Origin of the sequence: Acinetobacter sp. CIP A162 (genome assembly GCF_000367905.1) — a bacterium.
In the GTDB taxonomy this organism is placed as follows: domain Bacteria; phylum Pseudomonadota; class Gammaproteobacteria; order Pseudomonadales; family Moraxellaceae; genus Acinetobacter; species Acinetobacter lwoffii.
This window is the reverse complement of the sequence record NZ_KB849157.1, coordinates 205,810-228,329: the sequence shown is the minus strand read 5'-3', so window position 1 is coordinate 228,329 and position 22,520 is coordinate 205,810. Positions and strand designations below refer to the sequence as shown.

Sequence of the window (22,520 nt, the reverse complement as noted above, 5' to 3'; positions counted from 1 at the left end):
TTGATCTTTCAAATACAAGTTAGTTCCACGGGCGAAGGTCGACGATTGCAAGTGGTTTACCCTGTGCATCAAGCAGTACCGTCATATCTATTTGACTTGCCTTTAGTGGTACAAATCCTACTGCTGTAGGTGAGTCGTCTAAAATTTTACGAACACTTAATGCCTCATTGTACTCATAAAGTTTTCTAATATTCAAAATATTTTTACCTTGCACAAGTGCTTTATTATCAAATTCAATATAACGATCTGGCATTTGTGATAATGACACTCCTCCAAGCACTTCCGTAAATAAATCGGCTTGACGCTTTTGAATATCTGTAGCCACCTCGACCATCACATATTGAGGTTTTAATAATGAGGGCTGTTTGTACTGTGGCTGTGCCTTTTCAATATGTTCATTGATGATTTCATTTTTACGCACAAGCTCAAAACGGTCTACATTATAAACAATCCAAGCTGGTCGCCCCTGCTCCAAACTATAAATACCATACATTAAAGCCGAAATCTGGATCAAAATAATGACAGTCAAATCAAATTTTAAGGTTTTTTTATGTTCTTTATAAACCAATAAACCTAATAAAGGTCCAACAATAATATCAATAGCAAATAACATTAAAATGATATAAGTTACACCAACAGCTTTTGCAAGTGGTGTAGGGTACCAACAGTAAAAAACAACCCCAAGCACCACTAGGGCAATGATAAAGGATAACGTTAGATGCTTGATAAAAAACTGAATACGCTTTGTCATAACCAATTACTTCATGTTTGGGGCTGATAGATCATCATGCTTTTTTAAAAATAGCGATGCAATATTATTACTTTGGTGTGTATCGATTTTTGATAAATCTTTGAATAAAGCCTTTTTATTATATAGTGCATTCGATACTTCAAAATAATAATTTGCTTTCACCCAATCTTGATTAAAGTAAAATATTTGTGCCATTTTAAATAAATTATAGTAGCTTGGTTGACTAACTACATAGTGCTCAAATGAATCTAATTTGTCTTCAGCATACTGTTTATCCACTTTTGCAACAATAAACTCAGCTCGATCTGCAAACTGTGAAAAAATGACTGATTGCTTATTTTGTGATTGACCTGTATTTTCCATACCTGATGCATAGCCCAGATTCGTCAACCATTGATCATATTGTTGAAATATTAAAGCGTAAAATATAATTGAAAATAAAAAAGTTACTTGCTTTAATTTTTCATTGATTGAGATTGTATTGACATTGCAATTTATCAATAATACTCCAACAAAGAACCCCAAAGGGAATAAGAAATAGCTATAATATAGTGGATATTCAAGCTGAGCATGCACCAATATACATAGCATCATTATAAATACATAAAGTTCATCTGTTGTTTTAATATTACAAATAATCACCTTGATTAAGTACAAACTATAAAAAATCAAAAGAATACCAAATGGAATGCCTACCCATAGTATTAAATCAATCATAATATTGTGTGCACTTGAGAGATTGCCTTCATTTTGAAATAAAAGTGCACCCTCGAATTGAGCAATCGAAGTTTGATACCAACCGTAACCCGACCAAGGTTGCTGTTGGATGGCATAGATCATATGCTTCCACATTTCAATACGAGCAAAACCACTATTGATACGATCTTCTAAAGGAATCGGTGCAACTAATTTTAAGTATTCAGCAATTTCAGCATTAAAAATAAAAAGAAACACATACAATGCGAGCGATAAAAATATGATTTTTCCTGTTGATGTTCTTTGAAAATTTATTTTTTTTAACACATATACAACTAGTAAGACAATCATAACAATCCATGTCGTTCTAGACTGCGTCAGGCTAAGAGCATGAATTTCTAAAACAAGTAATAGCACACATAAGAACCATTTATATTCATGCCGCTCATATAAAAACACCACACTGCAAATACTCATCATTAAAAGTGTTGCTAAATGATTGGGTTGCCCTAAGTTTGCATAAGGCCGATTATGACTTAAATTTAAGATATAAGGATGAGAGATTTGAAGCCATTGCGCAATGGCGAATAAACTACTAATCAAACCAATAATCGTAAAAAAATATGCAATATATTGAATAATTTTATTTCGATCTGCTAACTGATGACTGTTATAACCATAAAAAAGAGACGCTAAAAAACCAAAAACAAAACAAAAACTAAAAAAAGCCGTAGAAAAATAATAGACCTGGCCAAATATAAATTGGATAAAAGGAATTAAACAAATATAAAGAAGAGGAATAATAATTTTGGGTAGTTTAACTTCTTTTTTATAAAACAAAAAAAAACATAAAATTAAACCCAAAAACCATAAAAAATCTTGCGAGGATGATGTCCATGGGAGTGCTGATAAGCCTATGAAATAAGATAAGGCAAAACAAAGAAAAATCGTAAAAATTATAATTTTCATATTAATTTCATTTGTAAAAAAAGCTGACCGAAGTCAGCTTTTACTACTTTCAAACTCTTAGAAAGTACCTGCAGTTTGTACTTTACGGCAAGTAGCTGGCAAATATTTCTGTTTATCAGCATCGCCACTCACTAAACCACAAGACCAAGACTTAATTAAAGCTGTTGTAGCTGTATCAGTAGTTACACCTGAAACAGTAGTTAAATTTAATGCAACGTTACCATCAACATCAGTTGTAGGTGTCATATAGATATTTAAACCTGCTGCACTTTTCAATGAAGTATCATTTGTTAATGTTACGCGGATTTGTCCTACAGAGGTACCAGAATTTGAAACTGCTACTTGTTGAACATATTTAGTTGCTGCTTTTGTCTTATCTGTACCAGCTTCACCTTGTTCACAGCCCCATTTTTGACCTGTAGCTGGAATAGTACCTGAATCAACTGCTTCAGTTACTGCTGAACGACAAGAAGAGGCAGCTAAAATACCTTCAGATACTTTGGCGCGAACTGTATAGTCTTGATAAGCAGGAAGAGCAACCGCAGCAAGAATACCAATAATCGCAACAACGATCATTAATTCGATCAGGGTGAAACCCTTTTGAACTGATTTCATAACATTCTCCACAAATGTTTATTGTTTATTTATAAGCCTAAGGAAAAAGCTCATTTAGCTTAATTTTATATTTAGCACTAAGTATGCCAAGTTTTATTATAATAATTTTAGAATAAAAAACAGTACTTTAAAAAAATATTTTTATTTTTGTAATTATTATGTTTTCTTTTGTGTAACTAACTGACAAAAATTGTCAGTTAGTTACACAGTTCACCCTAATACAATGGGTTTATTCCCTAATTCATTTTCTAAATCATCTATTTTACGATCATAGTACTGATCTAAGACCTGTCCAATCTGCTTAATCCCTTCAATTACACCTTCTTTAAACTTCTGCTGAGCGAGATGTTGAATAATATTTTGGCAGATTTCATCCCAAACTTGCTGGGTCGTTGCATCTTTAATTCCTCGATCAATCACAATCTCAACCTTATGCTCGCAGAGGTTCAAATAGAGCAGTACCCCGCTGTTATATTCAGTATCCCAGACACCGAGCTCGGCAAAGAGTTGTCGAGCTCTACACAAAGTATCCTGATAATAGGCTGATCGTGCAGATAAGCATCCCTCGATTACGACCTGAATTTCTCCGACATGACCATGCTCTGCTTCTTCAACAGCTAGTGCAATTGCATGTTGATCCTGCTTGGAGAAAAAACGCTTGGTCGCCGGCATATAAAAGAAATGCTTGAGCCAGCGCTTAAAACTCGGCTGTGCATGCTCTTCTAACTTCGGCTGTGTGACAATCTCTGTTGTATCTGTTGTTGTTACCATGAGCCTGATGCTCCTCCCCCACCAAAACCGCCACCGCCACCACCGAAGCCGCCACCAAAACCACCACGACCATTACCGCCGCGGCCACCACCGGCCATAAACGCATGTAAAATCAGCTGAGCCAGTGAAGTGACCAATAAAAAGAATACTCCGGCACCAATCATTAAACTCGCAATTAAGCCCATGCCATTGACCAGTCCAGCAGCAGTTCCAGCCACTGCAGCCGTTGCAGCACTGAGCTTTTTACCAAAAATCATCGAAGCAACCACACCAGCAATAATAATAAAGATCACAGCACCAAAAGTTGCTTGAGAAGCTTGTTGCGCTTTATAGGCCTGTTCGTGTAGTTCTTTCAGTTCATCTGCAGCTTGAGCTGCAATTTCAGGATCTAGATTTAAAATCCGTTCAATTTCTGCCAGTCCAGAATCAATCCCCTGAGCATACTGTCCTTGCTTAAAATACGGCGTGATGTTGTCATTAATAATCCGGCCAGCCACGATGTCAGGCAACACACCTTCCAGACCATAACCGGTCAAAATCTGAATGCGGCGATCATTAATGGCAATGGTCATCAATAAACCATTGTCGCGTTTGGCTGAACCCAGCTGCCAGGCTTCAGCAACGCGCATGGAATAATCAAAAATATCTTCTTGCCCCGTGGTCGGAACAATGACTACACCTATTTGCCCTTTGCCTTCATTATAAAGTTTCAGAATACGCTGACTGAGTTGCTGTTTTTCAGCGGGACTAAGTAAATTTGCCTGATCAATGACCGGCTCATTCATACTCGGTAAATCTCGCTGTAGCTGCCCTTCTGCCATATCGTTGGTAATCTGTGGCTGTGATGCTGCTTCAATTTCTGTTTCAGCTTCACTTTTTTGAGCTGAAGTATTTTGACCAATTTTTGGCTGCAAAATTTCACGAGCTACGATGACTTCTTCAGTATCTGTAGCTGTGGCCGTTTCTGCTGAAACAAGTGTCGTCATCCCCATGCCCAGCATGAGAATCAAACCAGCACAGTATTTCAGCAGCATCTCGGACATCTGATCTCTCGCTTATTTACAGATCTTACTTATTCAAAGGAAACTGTTGGAGCTTTCTGTGCACTTTGCTCGGCGCTAAAGTTCGCTTTGGTGTCCATACCAATCACTTTAGCGGTCATGACTTGCGGGAACTGACGAGCATAAGAGTTAAAGTCCTGAACCGTTGTGATATAACGGTTACGTGCCACAGCAATCCGGTTTTCAGTCCCTTCTAACTGTACTTGTAAATCACGGAACTGTTGATTTGCTTTCAAATCTGGATAATTCTCAGTGACGGCTAAGAGACGAGACAAGGCGCTGGTCATCTGCGCCTGTGCTTCCTGATAACGCTGGAATAATTCAGGATCTTCCAGCACTTCACGATCTACTTTTAAACCGGCAACATTGGCACGTGCTTGTGTCACTTCAGTTAAAACCTGCTCTTCATGCGAGGCATAGCCTTTGACCACATTTACCAGATTAGGTACTAAATCGGCACGGCGCTGATACTGGTTTTGTACTTCGGACCAAGCGGCCGTTACGGCTTCATCTTTGACTTGCAAGGTATTATAGCCGCAACCACTTAAGGTCAAGGTACTGGCCAGCATCAAGGCGATAAGAGATTGTTTAAATACACGCATGATATCTTGTCCTCAATTCTTTATTAATATTTATATAATTAATTTGATTTTAAACAGTATTTTCTAAAGTTTTGTTACTTTTTATAATCTTTTTTAATGGCCTCTCTTTAAGTTAGACAATATCCAAAAATAAAAAACCCGCCGTGGCGGGTTTTTTGAATGATGACTATTGATCTTTAACGGTTAGACATCAAGGTAATCCAGGATACCTTCAGCTGCCTGACGGCCTTCCCAGATTGCGGTTACCACAAGATCAGAACCACGAACCATATCACCACCAGCGAAGATTTTTGGATTTGAGGTCTGGAATTTGTATTGTTGCTGCTCAGCGGCAACGACACGACCTGAACCATCCAGATTAATTTCCACATCGGTGAACCAGTCTGCTGGACTGGTACGGAAACCAAAAGCCAGCAGAACTGCATCTGCCGTCAAAATTTCTTCTGAACCTGGAATCGGCTCTGGACTACGGCGACCACGACTGTCTGGCTCACCTAGCTGAGTAGTAATAAATTTCACGCCAGTTACTTTGCCATTTTCACCGACGATTGCGATCGGCTGACGGTTAAACTGGAAATTCACCCCTTCTTCACGTGCATTTTGTACTTCACGACGTGAACCTGGCATATTTTCTTCATCACGACGGTAAGCACAAACGACCGATTCAGCACCTTGACGAATTGAGGTACGGTTACAGTCCATAGCTGTATCACCACCGCCTAAAACGATGACTTTCTTGCCTTCCACGCTGATGTATTCAGCTGGGTCTTTTTCCCAGCCCTGACAACGATTGACATTCGCAATCAGGAAATCTAGTGCATCATACACACCATCCAGATCTTCACCGGCAAAACCACCTTTCATATAGGTATAGGTTCCCATACCCATAAATACCGCATCATAATCGGCAAGTAACTGGTCGATGGTCACATCTGTACCAATCTCAGTGTTCAGACGGAATTCAACACCCATACCGGTGAAAATTTCACGGCGGCGCTTCATTACGTCTTTTTCCATCTTGAACTCTGGAATACCGAAAGTCAGCAAACCACCAATTTCCGGACGTTTATCAAAGACCACAGGTTTTACCCCGTTACGCACCAGAATATCTGCACAGCCAAGTCCTGCCGGACCTGCCCCGATAATCGCGACTTTTTTATTGGTCCATTGCACATTGGACATATCTGGACGCCAGCCCAAAGCAAAGGCGGTATCATTGATATATTTTTCTGCATTCCCGATCGTCACTGCACCGAAACCGTCGTTCAGGGTACATGCCCCTTCACACAGACGGTCTTGCGGACAAACACGGCCACAGACCTCCGGCAAGGTATTGGTCTGGTGACACAGTTCAGCCGCCTGGAACAACCGGCCTTCAGACACCAGTTTCAACCAGTTGGGAATGTAGTTATGTACCGGACATTTCCATTCACAATAAGGGTTACCACAGCCTAGGCAGCGATGCGTCTGATTGGCTGCAATTTCCGCTGTGTAAGGCTTATAAATTTCCACAAATTCTGCTTTGCGGACATCAATCTCTTTTTTCTCTGGATCTTGGCGTGCGACATCCAGGAATTGAAAGTCATTATTCAGGCGTTCTGCCATGTCTCTCTCCGTGGGTAGATGTAAGGGGTTCACAGTTGCCTTACATCTGCCTATGTTTCTGCAGTAGTGGAATTATTGTGGATCAGCTTGAGTTGTTTTCAACAGCGTTTGCAAGTTGGCTGCTTTTGGTTTTACCAACCAGAACTTACGGCTGTAGAAGTCAAACTCATGGCGGATCTTGTACGCCCAAGCACTACCCGTTTCTTTAATATGTTCATCCAGGATACGACCCAGGAAGGCTTTGTGCTCTTCCATCGCTTCGGTTGAAATACGATTCAGCTCAATCAGCTCATGGTTATAATGATCAACGAAGTCATTATCCAGATCAAGTACATAAGCAAAACCACCCGTCATACCTGCACCGAAGTTATGCCCAACTTTACCCAGTACCGTCACGATACCACCTGTCATATATTCACAGCAGTGATCACCTGCACCTTCAATCACGGCAAATGCACCCGAGTTACGTACTGCAAAACGCTCGCCTGCTGTACCCGCTGCATATAGCTTACCGCCAGTCGCACCGTACAAACAGGTATTACCAATAATCGCGGTATTTTGCGTCTGGAATGGTGAACCTTTTGGCGGAAAGATCGAGATACGACCACCAGCCATGCCTTTACCGACATAGTCATTGGCATCGCCTTCCAGGCTGATATGCAGACCACCGGCATTCCAGACACCCAGCGACTGACCCGCAGTACCATTCAGGTGAACTTTCACCGGATGGGCCTCCATGCTCAGGTTGCCATAGCGTTTCGCAATTTCACCAGACAGACGGGCACCAATCGAACGGTCACAGTTACCGATCGTGAAGCTATATTCGCCGCCAGTTCCTGCTTCAATCGCAGGCAGAATCTCATCCACCATTTTCTCTGCCAGAATCCCTTTATCGAATGGTGCATTGCCTTGAACCTGACAATACTGTGCTTTACCTTCTGCAGCAGGATGTGACTCAAGCAATTTGCTTAAATCAAGATGTGCATGCTTTGCAGTTTCACCCGGCAAGACTTCCAGCAGATCCGTACGGCCAATCAGGTCTTTCAGACTTGATACACCGAGTGCTGCCAGCCATTCACGGGTTTCTTCAGCAATAAAGGTGAAGAAGTTGATCAGCATTTGTGGCTCGCCAATATAATGCTCTTGACGTAAATGATCTTGCTGGGTTGCTACACCGGTTGCACAGTTATTCAAGTGGCAGATACGCAGGTATTTACAACCCAAGGCAATCATTGGAGTCGAACCAAAGCCGAAGCTTTCTGCACCCAGAATTGCTGCTTTGACAACATCCAGACCGGTTTTTAAACCGCCATCTGTTTGTACGCGAACTTTACCACGCAGGTCATTGACACGAAGGGCCTGATGCGCTTCAGAAAGACCCAGTTCCCACGGTGAACCTGCATGATGAATTGAAGAAAGTGGAGAAGCCGCTGTCCCGCCATCATAACCAGAAATGGTAATGAAATCGGCATACGCTTTCGCTACACCTGCCGCAATCGTACCGACACCCGGTTCAGAAACCAGCTTAACTGACACCATCGCCTGTGGGTTAACCTGTTTTAAATCAAAGATCAACTGTGATAAATCTTCAATTGAATAGATGTCATGATGCGGAGGTGGCGAAATCAGGGTAACGCCCGGCACAGAGTAACGTAAACGGGCAATCAGACCATTCACTTTACCACCCGGCAACTGACCACCTTCACCTGGTTTTGCACCTTGCGCGACTTTAATCTGGAGAACTTCTGCTGATGTTAAATAAGCAGGCGTTACACCAAAACGGCCCGATGCAATTTGTTTGATTTTCGAGTTACGGATGGTGCCGTAACGCGCTGGATCTTCACCGCCCTCACCCGAGTTTGAACGACCGCCAATCGTATTCATGGCAATCGCAATCGCTTCATGTGCTTCAGGTGACAGTGCACCCAAAGACATACCCGCAGAGTCAAAGCGAGGCAGGATCTCTTCCACAGATTCCACTTGTTCGACTGGAATCGAGTTGTCTGTTTTCAGTTTGAACAGGTCACGAATCGTCGCAATTGGACGGTTATTCACCAGTTCCGCATATTCTTTAAAATCTGCGTAGTTCCCAGAACGTACTGCTTTATGTAGCGAGTTGATCACGTCCGGGTTAAAGGCATGGTATTCCTTGCCGAATACAAATTTCAGCAAGCCGCCCTGATCGATTGGTTTACGGTTTTTCCAGGCAATATCCGCCAACTGTTTCTGATCATTTTCAAGGTCGACAAAAGTGGCACCCTGAATACGGCTTGGCACACCGATGAAGCATTTACCCACCACTTCATCCGATAGACCGACTGCTTCAAACAGCTGACCACCACGGTAAGAGGCAACCGTAGAAATACCCATTTTCGAAAGAACTTTCAATAAGCCTTTTTCAATCCCTTTACGGAAATTGTTTTGTGCATAAATCGGATCACCCAATAATTCGCCTTTCGCGACCAGATCATTGATCACGTCATAAGCTAGGTATGGATAGATCGCAGTTGCACCAAAACCAAGTAGCACTGCAAACTGATGTGGATCACGGGCAAATCCGGTTTCAATAATCAGGTTAGCGTCAGTACGCAAACCGGTATTGATCAGGTGATGATGCACCGCGCCGGTGATCATGAAAGCATTGGCTGGCAAGTAACCTTCACGGATTTTTTTGTCTGAAAGCACCAGTAAGGTTTTACCATCACGAATGGCTTGCGCAGACTCTTCACAAATACGCGCAATCGCAGCTTCCAGACCTTCGGTTTCAGCATAGTTCAGGTCGATATCTGCAATTTCATAGCCGGCACGACCCAGCGTACGGATCTGATGCATTTTCGAATTAGACAGCACAGGGCTAGAAATGATCAGACGATCAGCATGCTCAGGTCCTTGTTCAAATACATTTTGTTCACGACCTAAACAGGTTTCCAGTGACATCACAATCGATTCACGTAGTGGATCGATCGGCGGGTTGGTCACCTGTGCAAACTGCTGGCGGAAATAATCCGACACATGGCGCACCTGACGAGACAATACCGCCATTGGGGTATCATCACCCATAGAGCCAACAGCTTCCTGACCGCTTTCAGCAATCGGACGTAACAACTGGTCACGCTCTTCAAAGGTCACCATGAACATTTTTTGTGCCGCTTTCAGACCATCGCCTTTTAAGCCTTGATCACATAAATATTCTTCCAGCTCTGGACTACCTTGCAGACGCACAGAATTTTCACGTAACCATTCGCGGTATGGACGCATGCGTTTCAGATGATTATTGACATCTTGCGTATCCAGCACCTTGCCGGTTTGTGTGTCGATCACCAGCATCTGACCTGGACCCACACGTCCTTTAGAAATCACATCTTCAGGCTGATAACCCCAGACACCAATTTCAGAAGCCAATGTGATATAACCATTTTTGGTAATGACCCAACGCGCAGGACGCAGACCATTACGATCCAGCATACAGATCGCATGACGCCCATCCTGAATCACCAGACCTGCCGGGCCATCCCAAGCTTCCATATGTTTTGAGTTGAATTCATAGAATGCACGCAAGTCTGCATCTAAGGTTTCCACATTCTGCCAGGCAGGCGGAACCAGCATACGGAGTGCACGGAACAGATCCATGCCACCACCGACCAGAATCTCCAGCATGTTATCCAGGCTTGAAGAATCTGAACCGGTACGGTTCACAATTGGATTCAGTTCAGTTAAACCAGGCAATAACGGATTTTCAAATTTTGGCACACGCGCCATGGCCCAGTTACGGTTCGCAGTAATGGTATTAATTTCACCATTGTGCGCCAAGTAACGGAACGGTTGTGCCAAAGGCCAGCGTGGCAGAGTATTGGTCGAGAAGCGCTGATGGAACACCACAATATGCGATTCCAAACGTGGATCAGCCAGATCTGTATAAAAATCTGCAATCGCTTCCGGCATCATCAAGCCTTTATAGCTGATCACCGTTGAACATAAAGTCGTGACATAGAAAGACGTATCATTGCTTAACAGCTGCTCTGCACGACGGCGTGCCAGGAATAACTTACGGTTAAATTCAACCTCAGTCACACCCATTGGACAGTTAACAATAATCTGTTCAAATGCTGGCATCGATTGCAAAGCAATTTCACCAAGGGCATCGACATTGGTCGGAATCACACGCCAAGCCAAAACGATTAAACCTTCAGCTTCAATCTCTTTGTTTAAAACCTGTTTGGCATGAGCAGCAAGCGCAGGATCAAGATTTAGGAATACTGAACCTACAGCAAAGACTTCACTTAAGGTGGTATCACTTAAGCGTTTTGCTTCTTCACGGAAGAATTTTTTTGGCATTGCCAAGAGCAAACCACAACCATCTCCAGTCTTGCCATCTGCGGCAATACCACCACGGTGGGTCATACAACTCAAACTATGAATCGCGGTCTTGACGAGATCATGGCTAGCATCACCCTGCATATGGGCGATCAAACCGAAACCACAGTTATCTTTAAACTCATCCGGTTGGTATAAACCTTGAGCGGGAGCTACATTGTTAGGCGATGGCATGTGCATAGCGTACCCTTCTTTCACGAAGCCTCAACAGGCTGTTAAACAATCTAAATTTTTCTCTGCGCTGGCGTCTAATGGACTTGAGAAGACCGTCTTGGTAGAGCAAAAGTATTTTTCTTTATTTCTTCAGACTAGTCCTTTTTTAGACTAAATGCATAACAAATAAAGTTTATTCTGCTCATGAATAACATAAAAATCTGGAATAAATATGACATTCATACGGTGTCATCGAATCATTTTTCGCGCTAAAACAGGGAGATTAATTCAATTCATGCACCAATAAAGCAAATTCCATGCCAACAAACAGCGCATAAATTAAAACAATACAGATGACAAAGATTTAGCGCAGAACAGCACTCTAAGGGTTAATTTTAATGTGCATTTTTTGCACCAAAAGCGCTCATTTTTAATTCTGTAATTTTTTGGATGCGCTATTTTAGACCGAACTAATTAAATGGATCACTAATCTCGTTATTTTGAGGACGCGGATTACTGCCCTGAGCAGGTCGATTATTGTTATTTTGCGGTTGAGGCGTGCCTTCTACAGCACTTTCAGATTTCTGTACATCGACCACATTTCCCGATGAATCACGGCGCACAATGGTGGTACTGGTAGTCGCAGCATCAGAACTACGCGGCTTGACCTCAGTCTGGGTTTGCTGCTGTCTAAGTCGCACCGATTCATCTACTTTCGGCAAAGGCACATTTTTCAAACGAATTTCGTAAAGCTTTTGATTACTGGCCAATTCATCTGAACCCAGATTATTGACCAGACTGACATATTGCTGCATTTGCACGACTTCGGGTTTAACTGAAGCCGGTAAATTTAACTTCAATGTAGAGAGTGCCTGATTGGCTTGTGACGCAGTATTATATTGACCATACAACAATACATATTGTTCTGGCTGATTTTCACCTGAGACTCTTAAATAAATAAAAGGTTTACGATCGGACTGTTTTTTAAGAAAACTTTTTAAAATTGCTTCATTGGTCACACGAAATAATTCAATTGAGTGCTGTTTTTGGCTTCATTGACAAATTTAGTACCGCGAAATTCTGGCTCATGACTGGCATTCACGACGGTACGTGTATTTAGGTCCAGTGGTTTCACTTCCTGAAAAAGTGCACCAAGATGGGTCATTGTGGCTACTTTTTCTGGTTGAATCTGCAACTGAACTTCAGTTTCAGGCTTTTTTTCAATTTCGATGACATCATCTGAATCAGTCACCGCCCAAAAGACTAAGGCAGCAAATAGGCAGCATACACCACAGACCAGCCAGAAATAATGCTGAATCTTTTGCCAAGGAGTATGTAATGCTGCCATAAAACTAAACCTATGCCTGATTGGCTAAAATTGCCTGTTTCATTAACTCGAGATCAAAGTCCCGGGTAATCACTGCTTCGCCTAATTGCTTTAATAACACCAAACGCAATTGTCCATTTAAGACTTTTTTGTCATGGGCCATATAGGCCAGAAAATCATCCAGAGGGATTTTAGGACAAACCACAGGAAGTTTGGCACGAGAAATGATTTTTTTTGTACGTTCTAAATCTTCTTGAAAAATCCAGCCCATACGCTGTGACAGATCCGCAGCCATCACCATACCGGTGGCAACAGCCTCGCCATGTAGCCAGACACCATACCCCATGTAGGATTCAATCGCATGACCAAAGGTATGGCCTAAATTGAGTAAAGCACGTTCCCCTTGCTCCTTCTCATCATTGGCTACGATCCGTGCCTTATGCGCACAGGAACGATAAACGGCCTCAGCCAATAATTTCTCATCACGAGCGACCAGAGCATCCATGTTTTCTTCAAGCCAGACCAGAAATGACTCATCGCCTAGTAGCGCATATTTAATCACTTCAGCCAAACCTGCTGAAAGTTCGCGGTCCGGCAAAGTAACAAGCTGCGACATATCCGCCAGTACCACTTGAGGTTGCTGGAAAGCACCAATCATGTTTTTACCCAGTGGGTGATTAATCCCGGTTTTTCCACCCACACTAGAATCGACCTGCGACAGCAAGGTTGTCGGCACTTGGATAAAGTACACACCGCGCTGGAAACAGGCTGAGGCAAAGCCAGCCATATCTCCAATTACACCCCCACCCAACGCAAGCACGGTGCAATCCCGGTTAAAACCGGCTTCAAGCAATGCATCAAAAATCAGGTTCAGATGCTGGCTATCCTTATATTTTTCACCATCAGGCAAAATACAGGTCGCAACACGTTTGTCTAGAGCTTCAATCGCAGTTTGATAACGCTGCAAATAAAGTGGAGCAACTGTGGTATTGCTTACAATCATCATTTGCTTACCCTGAATATAGGGAGCCAATAAGGCCTGTGGATCCAGATCGCTCCCGATAAAAATAGGGTAACGACGTTCTCCGAGTTCTACATATAAGGTTTGCATGCTTGATTAACCACTTTATTCAATGAACTTAGTTTTTAGAAGTAATAAGATTGAGAATCCGTTGCGCCAGATCACGCGCAGCACCCTGATTGGTCTCAATAATATGATGTGCCACTTCTCGATACAAGGGATCACGGACTGCCAATAAATCACGTAACTTTTGTTCCGGATTTTCGACTTGAAGGAGTGGACGGTTTTTATCGCGATAGGTACGTTGCAGTTGAATTTCAACCGGCGTATAGAGATAAACAACGATTCCGCGCTGTTTCAGATAGTCCCGGTTTAAAACCTGAGTAATTGCACCACCACCGGTGGCTAAAACCAGATGGGGACGTGAGGTAAGGTCATTAATCACAGCAGTTTCACGGTCACGGAAACCCTGCTCCCCTTCTTTTTCGAAAATCCAGGGAATAGTCGCACCTGTTTTACGTTCAATTTCATGATCACTGTCTAGAAATTCGCGTCCTAACAATTCTGCGAGATGTCGTCCTACTGTTGTTTTACCGGCCCCCATCGGCCCTACCAAATAAATATTTGGTAGGGTTTCAAACTCTTTGCTTGGCAAGGAGTCACCTATTCGTTTTGTTAAATTCAAAATATATTAATGATTTCTTGAAACACTGTCATTAACAATTCGAGGTGTAACGAAAATCAGCAACTCACGTTTGTTATCCGCCTTTAAATCTTTACGGAATAAACGACCTACGTAAGGAATATCACCCAGAAATGGCACCTTGGTTTGCGCATTACGGGTTTCTTGCTCAAAAATACCACCTAGAACCACTGTTTCACCATTATCAACCAGGACATTGGTATTGATCTGGTTTTTGTTAATAGTGAGCTGTCCGGTCGGTGTCGGGTTCCCTGGTGAGTCACTGGTAATATTGAGTTCCATCTGTACTTTACCATCTGGGGTAATGCTTGGCGTGACATCCAGACTTAAAGTCGCATCAATAAATGCTGTAGTCGACACGGCATTAGTACCCCCGCCTTCAGCAGATTGATACGGAATTTGTGAGCCCGAAGCCACAGTCGCTTTTTGCTTATCCGCAGTCAGTACTTTAGGGGTAGAAATCACTTCACCATAACCGTCTGCCTGAAGTGCAGAAAGCTCCAGATCCAGCATAAAATCAGAGAGGCTGATCAAACCAAAGGCAATACGGCTTGCTCCTTGGCTGGTAACACCCAAGTCCACATTAAGATTATCCGGCCGTTGAATCGTATACTTACCATCATCATCAGGTGTTTTTAAATCCCATAATGTAGTATCACTACCACCGACCAATAGATGATTATTATCAGTTACACCTTGAGACAGAAGCCCCCATTTTACCCCCATCTCTTTGGTGAAGTCAGTGGTAGCTCGCACAATACGTGCTTCGACCATCACCTGCTTGACCTGCACATCGAGCAGATCCACCATATTACGGATTTTATCGATAAAGAGCTGAGTATCATTCACAATAACGGTATTGGTTCGTGCATCAATAGACACAGAGCCACGTGAACTCAATAAGCTTTCTCTCTCATCATTATTTGTAGTGTTACTCGAACTACCTGAACTAGATGCGCCTTTATTCTGCGTAATCAGTTTCTCAATATCAGCGGCTTTGGCATAACTGAGCTGCATATATTCCGTTTGGATAGGCGCAAGTGCAACACTCTGCTTAATCGCCTTAGCTTCTTCCTCTTCAGCCTTTATCAGCTCTGCAACTGGTGCGATCCAGATCACATTGCCATTACGGCGTTTATCCAGGTTTTTGGTTTTCAGCACAATATCCAGCGCCTGATCCCAAGGTACCTCTTTCAAGCGCAAGGTAATATTACCTTGCACACTATCTGCAGCCACCATATTGATATCGGTAAAATCTGCCAATAACTGCAACACGCGGCGCACTTCAATATCTTGGAAATCTAGCGAAATTTTCTTACCGCTATAAGCGACAGTTTTAGGACGCAATGGACTCTTGGCTTCCGGACGTTTCAAGCTGATGGTCAGCTTATTATCTGTTTGGTAAGCCATATATTCATAACTTTCCGCAGACTGAATCGTAATGACTCCTGAACCATTTTGATTCACAGCATCTACACTTGATACCGGAGTCGCGAAATCTGTCACATTAAGACGGCGGGTCAAATGAGCCGGAATCTTGGAACCTAAAGTGCGCACAATAACCTTGGTACCCTGCTGCTGTACATCAACAGGAGTATTATTTCCTAATAGATCAATAACGACCTGGCCTTCACCTTGCGTACCGCGCTGGAAACCAATATTGCTAATACCCTGAGCTGACTGTTGCTGCACAGGTTGAGCTATGGCTACAGGAGTTGCAGAGTTAATTTTAAGAATAAAAGTATTGCCTTCTACTCGAGTGGTAAAGGCACCTGCATCTGTCAGATTAACCGTCAAACGGGCACGCTGTGCATCCGAAGTGACCTCCACTGAACTGGCTTCACGCGTTGCGACCGGAATGTTGCTTTGTTTTAAATTCTGTTGGGCCTTGTCAAAGTCCAGAATCAAACGTGACGGTGATTCTAATTGATAGGCTTGTGGTTGAGGTGGTAAACCATTAAACATCACCCGAATTTCAGTTCCTTGACCAGGAAGCTGCATAGGTACCACATTCGTTACGGCCACTTGTGCGCTGGCTGCTTGCATCACCGCAATTGCAACAGCACCCATTGAAAACTGACGAAACACACGATTCATTGTATTAGCATCCCCAAAAATAAATTCTTTAATACTCTTATTCATTGTTATTCCTTTAAAACCTTATGGCGCCGGCCCAATGAGAACCAGACTTCGCGGACGTTCCACATATCCCTCACGGCCATCTGGAATAATCTCAATCAGATTGATCTGTGTCGGTGTAATTCCAATTACACGACCATGATTAAGTCCCATATAGCTGCCACGCTGAATCCGCTCAACCTCACCATCAGGCGTCTGGATTAAAGCCAGAATTTGTCCTGCCTGATTGCGCATACTGCCTTTCATGGTCAATGTTTCGAGCGGATAACTTTCTAGCGGTTGCAGTTGACGTGATAGGTTTGGATAAACCCGTTTCCCCGCCATAATTTTCAGTTCAGCAGCCAGAGAGCTTGGTAAAAAAGGGCTTTTGATCTGATGTGCTGCATAGTTGAAGGTTTCAACTGGCATAAAATCAGGAGCCGGTTCAATTGGCAAAGGTGGCTGATTACGAATATTAGCCATTTCCTGATTGACTGCATCAATGCGTGAATCGCATCCCAACAATAAAAACCCAAGTGTTAAAGCTGAAGTAATTTTAATGTTCTTCATTACTGCGCCCCCTGAGTAGTGCTATTAGCTTCAGGCTGTGCTGCAGCACCTTCAGCATTACCGACATAACGGTAAGTTTTGGCTTTTACCACATAATCAATGACTGGAATTTCAGATTTTTTCTCTTTATTTTCAGTACCGGTAATGGTGAAATCATGCAGCGTTACAATACGCGACAAGCCGGCAATACTGCTGACAAAAGAGCCAAAAGCGTGATAATCCCCAGTCGCTTCAATTGCAATCGGCTGTTCAATAAAGAACTCTTGTTTAATTTCAGGCTCTAGACGAATATTTTTAAACTTCAGGCCTGAATTCACACCGCTCAGGTTAATATCTTCAACCAGACCCGGAATCTCAGTTTCTTTCGGTAACTGTTCTAACTGCTGGTTAAAACGGGCTTCCATTTCCTGAAGCTGGATTTGATATTGTTGTAAGTTGCGTAATTTGGATTCTTTTTCACGGAATTCATTCAGCAGGTTTTGTTCCTGGGTACTGGCTTGTGAAATTGACTCAATCGTGCTTCTGATCATAACGAAGTAAATCACCGCAAATGCCAGCGCGGCAATAAAAATCCAGCAGGTAATTTTGACCGATAAAGGCCAACTACCATAATTGTTTGGATCCAATGTATTGAATTGCTGAAAAAACTTTTCAACAGTCATTTTATTTTTGGGTACAGCGACGACATCCTGGCTGAACTCATCGAATTCTTCATTACTCATGATGATGCCCCCGTAGTTGTAGCGACTGCTTGTTGTTCTTCGTTAAGTACTGGCTGAGCGATCTGATCCAGATCTACCGTCACGGTAAAACTGCCATAGGACTCTTCCACACGTGGAATAATCGAGCTCGGTGCCTTTTCTTTTGCTTCTTCAGCCACCAGGAAAGCGTTCATAAAGGCATTCCGATACCAAGATGATGCCTCCAGATTACGGAGCAATTCTGCTACCGTATTTGGACTTTCAGCCCGACCTTCAATGGTAAACTTATCGCCGATACGCTGGAATTTGGTGATATACATATTGCTTGGGGTCACCCGTACAATTTCATCAATCAAATGCACCGCAATCGGACGCTGGGTTTGTAGGCCCTGAATCAGCTTCATCCGTTCAACAATCGCATTACGCTGTTCTTGCAAACCTTCAAGCGCCTTTAACTGCACATCCAGATTCTGGTTAGTACTTTGAATCAGCTGATTGGCCTGCTCCTGATCCTGAAGTTTGTGATCATAATAAAACCAGGTTGAACCCGCTGCTGCTAATCCCAAGAAAAGCGCCCCCACGCAGATTGCCACGAATTCATTATTTCTTTTAATTCTTAGCTCATCACGCCAAGGAAGTAAGTTAATTCTTGCCATTAATCAAAACTCCTTAATGCCAAACCGCATGCAACCATGAGTGATGACGCGTCATTTTCAATTTTTTTAATATCAATTTGAGGAGAAAAGCCCATTTGCAAAAATGGATTCGCGATCGTGACACGGTAACCGAGTTTTTGTTGTAATAATTTTGCCAGACCTGGAATATTGGCATTCCCGCCGGCCAGTAAAATATGGTCAATCTCATTAAACTGAGAAGATGAAAAGAAGAACTGCAATGAACGGGCTGCCTGTTGTACGACGGCATCCAGAAATGGTTCTAGCACTTCAATATCATAATCATCCGGCAAGGCACGGGTTTTTTTAGCACGTCCAGCTTCTTCAAAAGACAATCCATAACGATTCTGAATTTCCTGAGTCAATTGCTTGCCACCAAACACCTGCTCACGGGTATAAATAATCTTGTTGTTCTGCATCACCGACAAGGTCGTCATACTATGACCAATGTCTAAAATACCAACCGTATTGACCCCCATCGGCAAAGTGTCCGAAAATACCTTAAAGGCATTTTCCAGCGCAAAACTTTCTACATCTGCAATCTTAGGCGTTAGACTGCTAATCTCTAAAACTTCAGAACGTGCTTCGACATTTTCGATCCGTGTCGCGACCAGCAGCACATTGACCCGGTTCGGATTGGAAAGGCGGTCTGGCAGAACTTCAAAGTCCAGACTCGCTTCATCGAGTGGAAAAGGAATGTATTGTTCCGCATCTTCACGAATCTGAACTTCACGTTCATCATCTGACATGTCTGCATCCATCTCAATGATTTTGGTGATGACCATTGAAGTAGGAATCGCAAAAGCGGCCTGATTCGACTGGGTATTGCCCAAATTAATTGCACGCCCAAGGGCATCAGCGACTGCTTCTGGGTTTAAGATGTTTTTTTCAACAACACTGTTTTCCGATAATGGGATCAAAGCATAGCTTTCTACCCAGTAACGGCCACTTTTTACAGAAAGCTCTAAAACCTTAACAGAAGTCGAACTAATATCGACTCCTATTAACCCCTTATTTGGTTTACGATATAACCTGCGCACAATACACTTCCTATTATTTTTTTGTCCCCAATTCAATCTAACTTACCAATTGGTCCAGTCTATAATTTTATATAGATACAATAACTCATCTAACAATATGGATATCGACAGGATATACTGACCGGTAATTAGTTCGCCATTAGCTCTTATTAAAACTTACTTGTTATGAAAAAGCTATCTTGTTCAGGCCTTGTTCATCCATTTTTTTTGATCATTATCATTATACTGATCTCAATTCCGATGGGTTTCTATGGCATGTATCTCTATATTGCCCCATCTTTGCCTGAAATGTCTACGCTTAAAAAGGCCCCTTTATTAAAGCCTTTACAAGTTTTTAGTTCAGATAATGAATTAATTGCCGAATATGGAGGCAAGCTTTCTGTTCCCGTGAAATATGAACAAATTCCGCCCGAGTTTATTCATGCTTTCCTCGCCGCTGAAGATTCCAGCTTTTTTGAGCATAGCGGGATCAGCTTTAAAAGCTTGGGACGCGCACTCAGTGAGACGGTGACCGGCTCGGCTGTACAGACCGGTGGTTCGACCATTACCATGCAAGTGGCAAAAAACTATTACCTTAGCCCTGAACGGACGCTGAAGCGTAAACTGACAGAAATTTTTCTGGCCCGTAAAATTGAGCAAAACTTAAGTAAAGAAGAAATTCTGACCCTGTATGTCAATAAAATTTTCCTGGGGAAAAATGCTTACGGTATCGCAGCAGCAGCTAAAATTTACTACAACAAGAGTCTAGAAGAGCTTTCAATTGCACAAATGGCCATGATCTCTGGTCTGCCTAAAGCCCCCTCTCGATACAATCCGGTCGCCAATCCCAAGCGCGCCTTGGAACGTCGTAACTGGATTTTGGGGCGTATGCTGCAATTGGGCTATTTAAATCAAAGCCAGTATCAGCAAGCCATTGCTGAACCGGTAAATTTAGATATGCCTGATCGGAGTACCCGTAATAAATTCCCGTATGTCGGCGAAATGGTACGTTCTGAACTGGTACAAAACTTTGGTGAACAGGCGGTAGATTCTGGTTATAAAGTCTATACTACCATTCATAGTGTACGTCAGGCCTATGCGGAGCAAGCGGTACAGGAAGGCCTAGAGGCTTATGACCGTCGACATGGCTGGCGTGGTGCTGAAGCACATGATCAACCTCTCGACAAGTTCCGTGCCTATGCCAATACCTATCCTGCGCAAGTAACTCAGGTAGGTAATTCCAGTTTTGAAGCACTCATGCAGGACGGAAGCAGCGTGACTGTTCCCTGGTCAGGTATGTCTTGGGCACGTCGCTTTCGTAACGTCAACAGTGTAGGTGGTGCACCGAGCAAAGCGTCCGAGATTGTCAAAGTCAAAGATATTGTTCGTTTAAGACCCAATGAAAATAAAACCTCTTGGTCATTGGTGCAGATCCCCAATGTGCAAGGACAATTGATTGCCATCAACCCAAATAATGGTGCGATTGAAGCCATTGTCGGGGGATATAACTTTTATCAGTCGAAATTTAACCGTGCAACCCAAGGTTGGCGTCAACCCGGTTCTACAATTAAGCCTTTTGTTTATGCACTGGCTTTGGAACGTGGCATGACGCCGCATACCATGGTCAATGATGCACCGATTACCATTGGCAAATGGACGCCACGTAACTCGGATGGCCGTTATCTGGGTATGATCCCGCTACGTCGTGCACTTTATCTGTCACGTAATACAGTCTCAGTGCGCTTATTACAGGCCGTTGGGATTGAACGTACACGCCAGTTATTTATGGATTTTGGTTTACAAGACAGTCAGATTCCACGTAACTATACCATTGCCTTAGGCACCCCGCAGGTCCTACCGATTCAGATGGCGACTGGTTATGCCACCTTTGCCAATGGCGGTTACCGAATCCAACCGCACTTTATTACCCGCATTGAAGATGCCTACGGCAATACCATCTTTGAAGCCAAGCCTGAATATGCCTGCATTTCATGTATTAATGAAAAAGAAGAAACAGTTCAAGCCACTGACCCTATTACCGCAGATGACGAAGCAATTGCAATCAACAATACAACTTTAGAGCAAAAACAGGCTGCACCTAAAGTCTCTGCCGAAGACAGTAATTATCGTCAGGCACAGCGTATTTTAAAATCCAGCTCTGCCTATGACATGGCCAACATTTTGCGTGATGTGATTCAGCATGGTACTGGCCGTGCTGCATTAAGAATTGGTCGTGGTGATATCGGCGGGAAGACCGGTACCACTAATGATGCCAAAGACGCCTGGTTTGCAGGTTTCAATGGTAAGTTAGTCACCGTGACCTGGGTAGGCTTTGATCAGCCAACCACTTTAGGTCGCCGTGAATATGGTGGTGTGGCAGCTCTACCGATCTGGACCGATTTTATGGGCAAGGCATTAAAAGGCCAGCCAGAAGCCTGGGTACGTTTAGACCGCAATGCTAAGGCACCGGTAAATCGCAACAAGGTGGTTCAGGCTGATGAAGCACAGAATGATCCGTCTTCTCCGCCTCTGGCGACAGCGCTTTACCGTCCTGCACCTGTGGTCGTCCCGAAACGCACAGAAACTGACTTTGAAGATTTGCCAGATCAACCGATTCGTTTACCAGATGATGAAAGTTCTGCACCACAAGAACAGCCTCTTCAGCCGAACCGGGTAGATTCTCTGGAAAATCTGATTGAAGAAGTCCAGTAATCTGACTGATATAAAAAAGCCCTCAGTTGAGTAATGCCAGTCAGTTAAGCAAAAAAAGTTAAAATGCTGTAAAAAGAG

General features: G+C 43.1%; 16 protein-coding genes and 1 pseudogene. 1 reads left to right on the top strand and 16 read right to left on the bottom strand.

Annotated elements, in window-relative coordinates; all coding sequences use genetic code 11:
- Positions 1-19: 19 nt before the first annotated feature.
- From tfpZ to F995_RS01245, 16 genes and pseudogenes are all read right to left on the bottom strand, one after another.
- Entirely contained in the window at positions 20-751 is a 732-nt protein-coding gene (tfpZ, locus tag F995_RS16605; RefSeq protein WP_004644967.1) for a TfpX/TfpZ family type IV pilin accessory protein, read from the bottom strand.
- 6 nt (positions 752-757) lie between these two features.
- Positions 758-2,416, bottom strand: coding sequence for an O-antigen ligase family protein (locus F995_RS01315; RefSeq protein ID WP_004644966.1), 1,659 nt, complete (start codon positions 2,414-2,416; stop codon positions 758-760).
- A gap of 57 nt (positions 2,417-2,473) precedes the next feature.
- The gene (locus tag F995_RS01310; RefSeq protein ID WP_004644965.1) at positions 2,474-3,031 is read right to left on the bottom strand and encodes a pilin; all 558 of its coding nucleotides are present in this window, start codon (positions 3,029-3,031) and stop codon (positions 2,474-2,476) included.
- 210 nt (positions 3,032-3,241) lie between these two features.
- Positions 3,242-3,802, bottom strand: a complete 561-nt coding sequence (locus F995_RS01305) for a TPM domain-containing protein (RefSeq protein ID WP_004644963.1) — start codon at positions 3,800-3,802, stop codon at positions 3,242-3,244.
- Positions 3,796-4,845 carry a TPM domain-containing protein gene (locus F995_RS01300; RefSeq protein ID WP_004644962.1) on the bottom strand — a complete coding sequence of 350 codons (1,050 nt, stop codon included), beginning with the start codon at positions 4,843-4,845 and terminating at the stop codon, positions 3,796-3,798. The genes F995_RS01305 and F995_RS01300 overlap by 7 nt, the downstream gene beginning before the upstream one ends.
- Before the next feature lie 29 nt (positions 4,846-4,874).
- Positions 4,875-5,465: a LemA family protein gene (locus F995_RS01295; RefSeq protein WP_004644961.1), complete on the bottom strand. Its 591-nt coding sequence runs from the start codon at positions 5,463-5,465 to the stop codon at positions 4,875-4,877.
- A 183-nt stretch (positions 5,466-5,648) separates the two neighbouring features.
- Positions 5,649-7,070, bottom strand: a complete 1,422-nt coding sequence (locus F995_RS01290; protein WP_004644960.1) for an FAD-dependent oxidoreductase — start codon at positions 7,068-7,070, stop codon at positions 5,649-5,651.
- Between the two features lie 72 nt (positions 7,071-7,142).
- Positions 7,143-11,618, bottom strand: a complete 4,476-nt coding sequence (gltB, locus tag F995_RS01285; RefSeq protein WP_016806918.1) for a glutamate synthase large subunit — start codon at positions 11,616-11,618, stop codon at positions 7,143-7,145.
- 449 nt (positions 11,619-12,067) lie between these two features.
- Positions 12,068-12,945: pseudogene (locus F995_RS01280) on the bottom strand (hypothetical protein).
- A 10-nt stretch (positions 12,946-12,955) separates the two neighbouring features.
- Positions 12,956-14,035 carry a 3-dehydroquinate synthase gene (gene aroB / locus F995_RS01275; RefSeq protein ID WP_004644956.1) on the bottom strand — a complete coding sequence of 360 codons (1,080 nt, stop codon included), beginning with the start codon at positions 14,033-14,035 and terminating at the stop codon, positions 12,956-12,958.
- Positions 14,036-14,063: 28 nt separating this feature from the next.
- Positions 14,064-14,600: a shikimate kinase AroK gene (aroK, locus tag F995_RS01270; protein WP_004644955.1), complete on the bottom strand. Its 537-nt coding sequence runs from the start codon at positions 14,598-14,600 to the stop codon at positions 14,064-14,066.
- 36 nt (positions 14,601-14,636) lie between these two features.
- A complete protein-coding gene (pilQ, locus tag F995_RS01265; RefSeq protein WP_004644953.1) occupies positions 14,637-16,790 on the bottom strand; it encodes a type IV pilus secretin PilQ in 2,154 nt (717 codons plus the stop codon).
- An 18-nt stretch (positions 16,791-16,808) separates the two neighbouring features.
- On the bottom strand, positions 16,809-17,336 hold the full coding sequence (locus tag F995_RS01260; protein WP_004644951.1) for a pilus assembly protein PilP: 528 nt from the start codon (positions 17,334-17,336) through the stop codon (positions 16,809-16,811).
- Positions 17,336-18,058, bottom strand: coding sequence for a type IV pilus inner membrane component PilO (locus F995_RS01255; RefSeq protein ID WP_004644950.1), 723 nt, complete (start codon positions 18,056-18,058; stop codon positions 17,336-17,338). Before F995_RS01255 ends, F995_RS01260 begins: the two co-directional genes overlap by 1 nt.
- Positions 18,055-18,693, bottom strand: coding sequence for a PilN domain-containing protein (locus F995_RS01250; RefSeq protein WP_004281141.1), 639 nt, complete (start codon positions 18,691-18,693; stop codon positions 18,055-18,057). The genes F995_RS01255 and F995_RS01250 overlap by 4 nt, the downstream gene beginning before the upstream one ends.
- A complete protein-coding gene (locus F995_RS01245) occupies positions 18,693-19,751 on the bottom strand; it encodes a pilus assembly protein PilM (protein ID WP_004644949.1) in 1,059 nt (352 codons plus the stop codon). The genes F995_RS01250 and F995_RS01245 overlap by 1 nt, the downstream gene beginning before the upstream one ends.
- A gap of 165 nt (positions 19,752-19,916) precedes the next feature.
- On the opposite strand from F995_RS01245, the gene ponA reads away from it, so the two are divergent.
- A complete protein-coding gene (ponA, locus tag F995_RS01240; RefSeq protein ID WP_016806915.1) occupies positions 19,917-22,442 on the top strand; it encodes a penicillin-binding protein PBP1a in 2,526 nt (841 codons plus the stop codon).
- The last annotated feature ends 78 nt before the right edge of the window (positions 22,443-22,520 follow it).

What these genes read in the sequence shown, in the direction of transcription:
- F995_RS01310 (WP_004644965.1), bottom strand. Translation starts at nt 3,031, where the DNA reads ATGAAATCAGTTCAAAAGGGTTTCACCCTGATCGAATTAATGATCGTT.
- pilQ (WP_004644953.1), bottom strand. Translation starts at nt 16,790, where the DNA reads ATGAATAAGAGTATTAAAGAATTTATTTTTGGGGATGCTAATACAATG.
- F995_RS01295 (WP_004644961.1), bottom strand. Translation starts at nt 5,465, where the DNA reads ATGCGTGTATTTAAACAATCTCTTATCGCCTTGATGCTGGCCAGTACC.
- F995_RS01300 (WP_004644962.1), bottom strand. Translation starts at nt 4,845, where the DNA reads ATGTCCGAGATGCTGCTGAAATACTGTGCTGGTTTGATTCTCATGCTG.
- F995_RS01305 (WP_004644963.1), bottom strand. Translation starts at nt 3,802, where the DNA reads ATGGTAACAACAACAGATACAACAGAGATTGTCACACAGCCGAAGTTA.
- F995_RS01315 (WP_004644966.1), bottom strand. Translation starts at nt 2,416, where the DNA reads ATGAAAATTATAATTTTTACGATTTTTCTTTGTTTTGCCTTATCTTAT.
- ponA (WP_016806915.1), top strand. Translation starts at nt 19,917, where the DNA reads ATGAAAAAGCTATCTTGTTCAGGCCTTGTTCATCCATTTTTTTTGATC.
- F995_RS01260 (WP_004644951.1), bottom strand. Translation starts at nt 17,336, where the DNA reads ATGAAGAACATTAAAATTACTTCAGCTTTAACACTTGGGTTTTTATTG.
- F995_RS01255 (WP_004644950.1), bottom strand. Translation starts at nt 18,058, where the DNA reads ATGAGTAATGAAGAATTCGATGAGTTCAGCCAGGATGTCGTCGCTGTA.
- F995_RS01290 (WP_004644960.1), bottom strand. Translation starts at nt 7,070, where the DNA reads ATGGCAGAACGCCTGAATAATGACTTTCAATTCCTGGATGTCGCACGC.
- tfpZ (WP_004644967.1), bottom strand. Translation starts at nt 751, where the DNA reads ATGACAAAGCGTATTCAGTTTTTTATCAAGCATCTAACGTTATCCTTT.
- aroB (WP_004644956.1), bottom strand. Translation starts at nt 14,035, where the DNA reads ATGCAAACCTTATATGTAGAACTCGGAGAACGTCGTTACCCTATTTTT.
- F995_RS01250 (WP_004281141.1), bottom strand. Translation starts at nt 18,693, where the DNA reads ATGGCAAGAATTAACTTACTTCCTTGGCGTGATGAGCTAAGAATTAAA.
- gltB (WP_016806918.1), bottom strand. Translation starts at nt 11,618, where the DNA reads ATGCCATCGCCTAACAATGTAGCTCCCGCTCAAGGTTTATACCAACCG.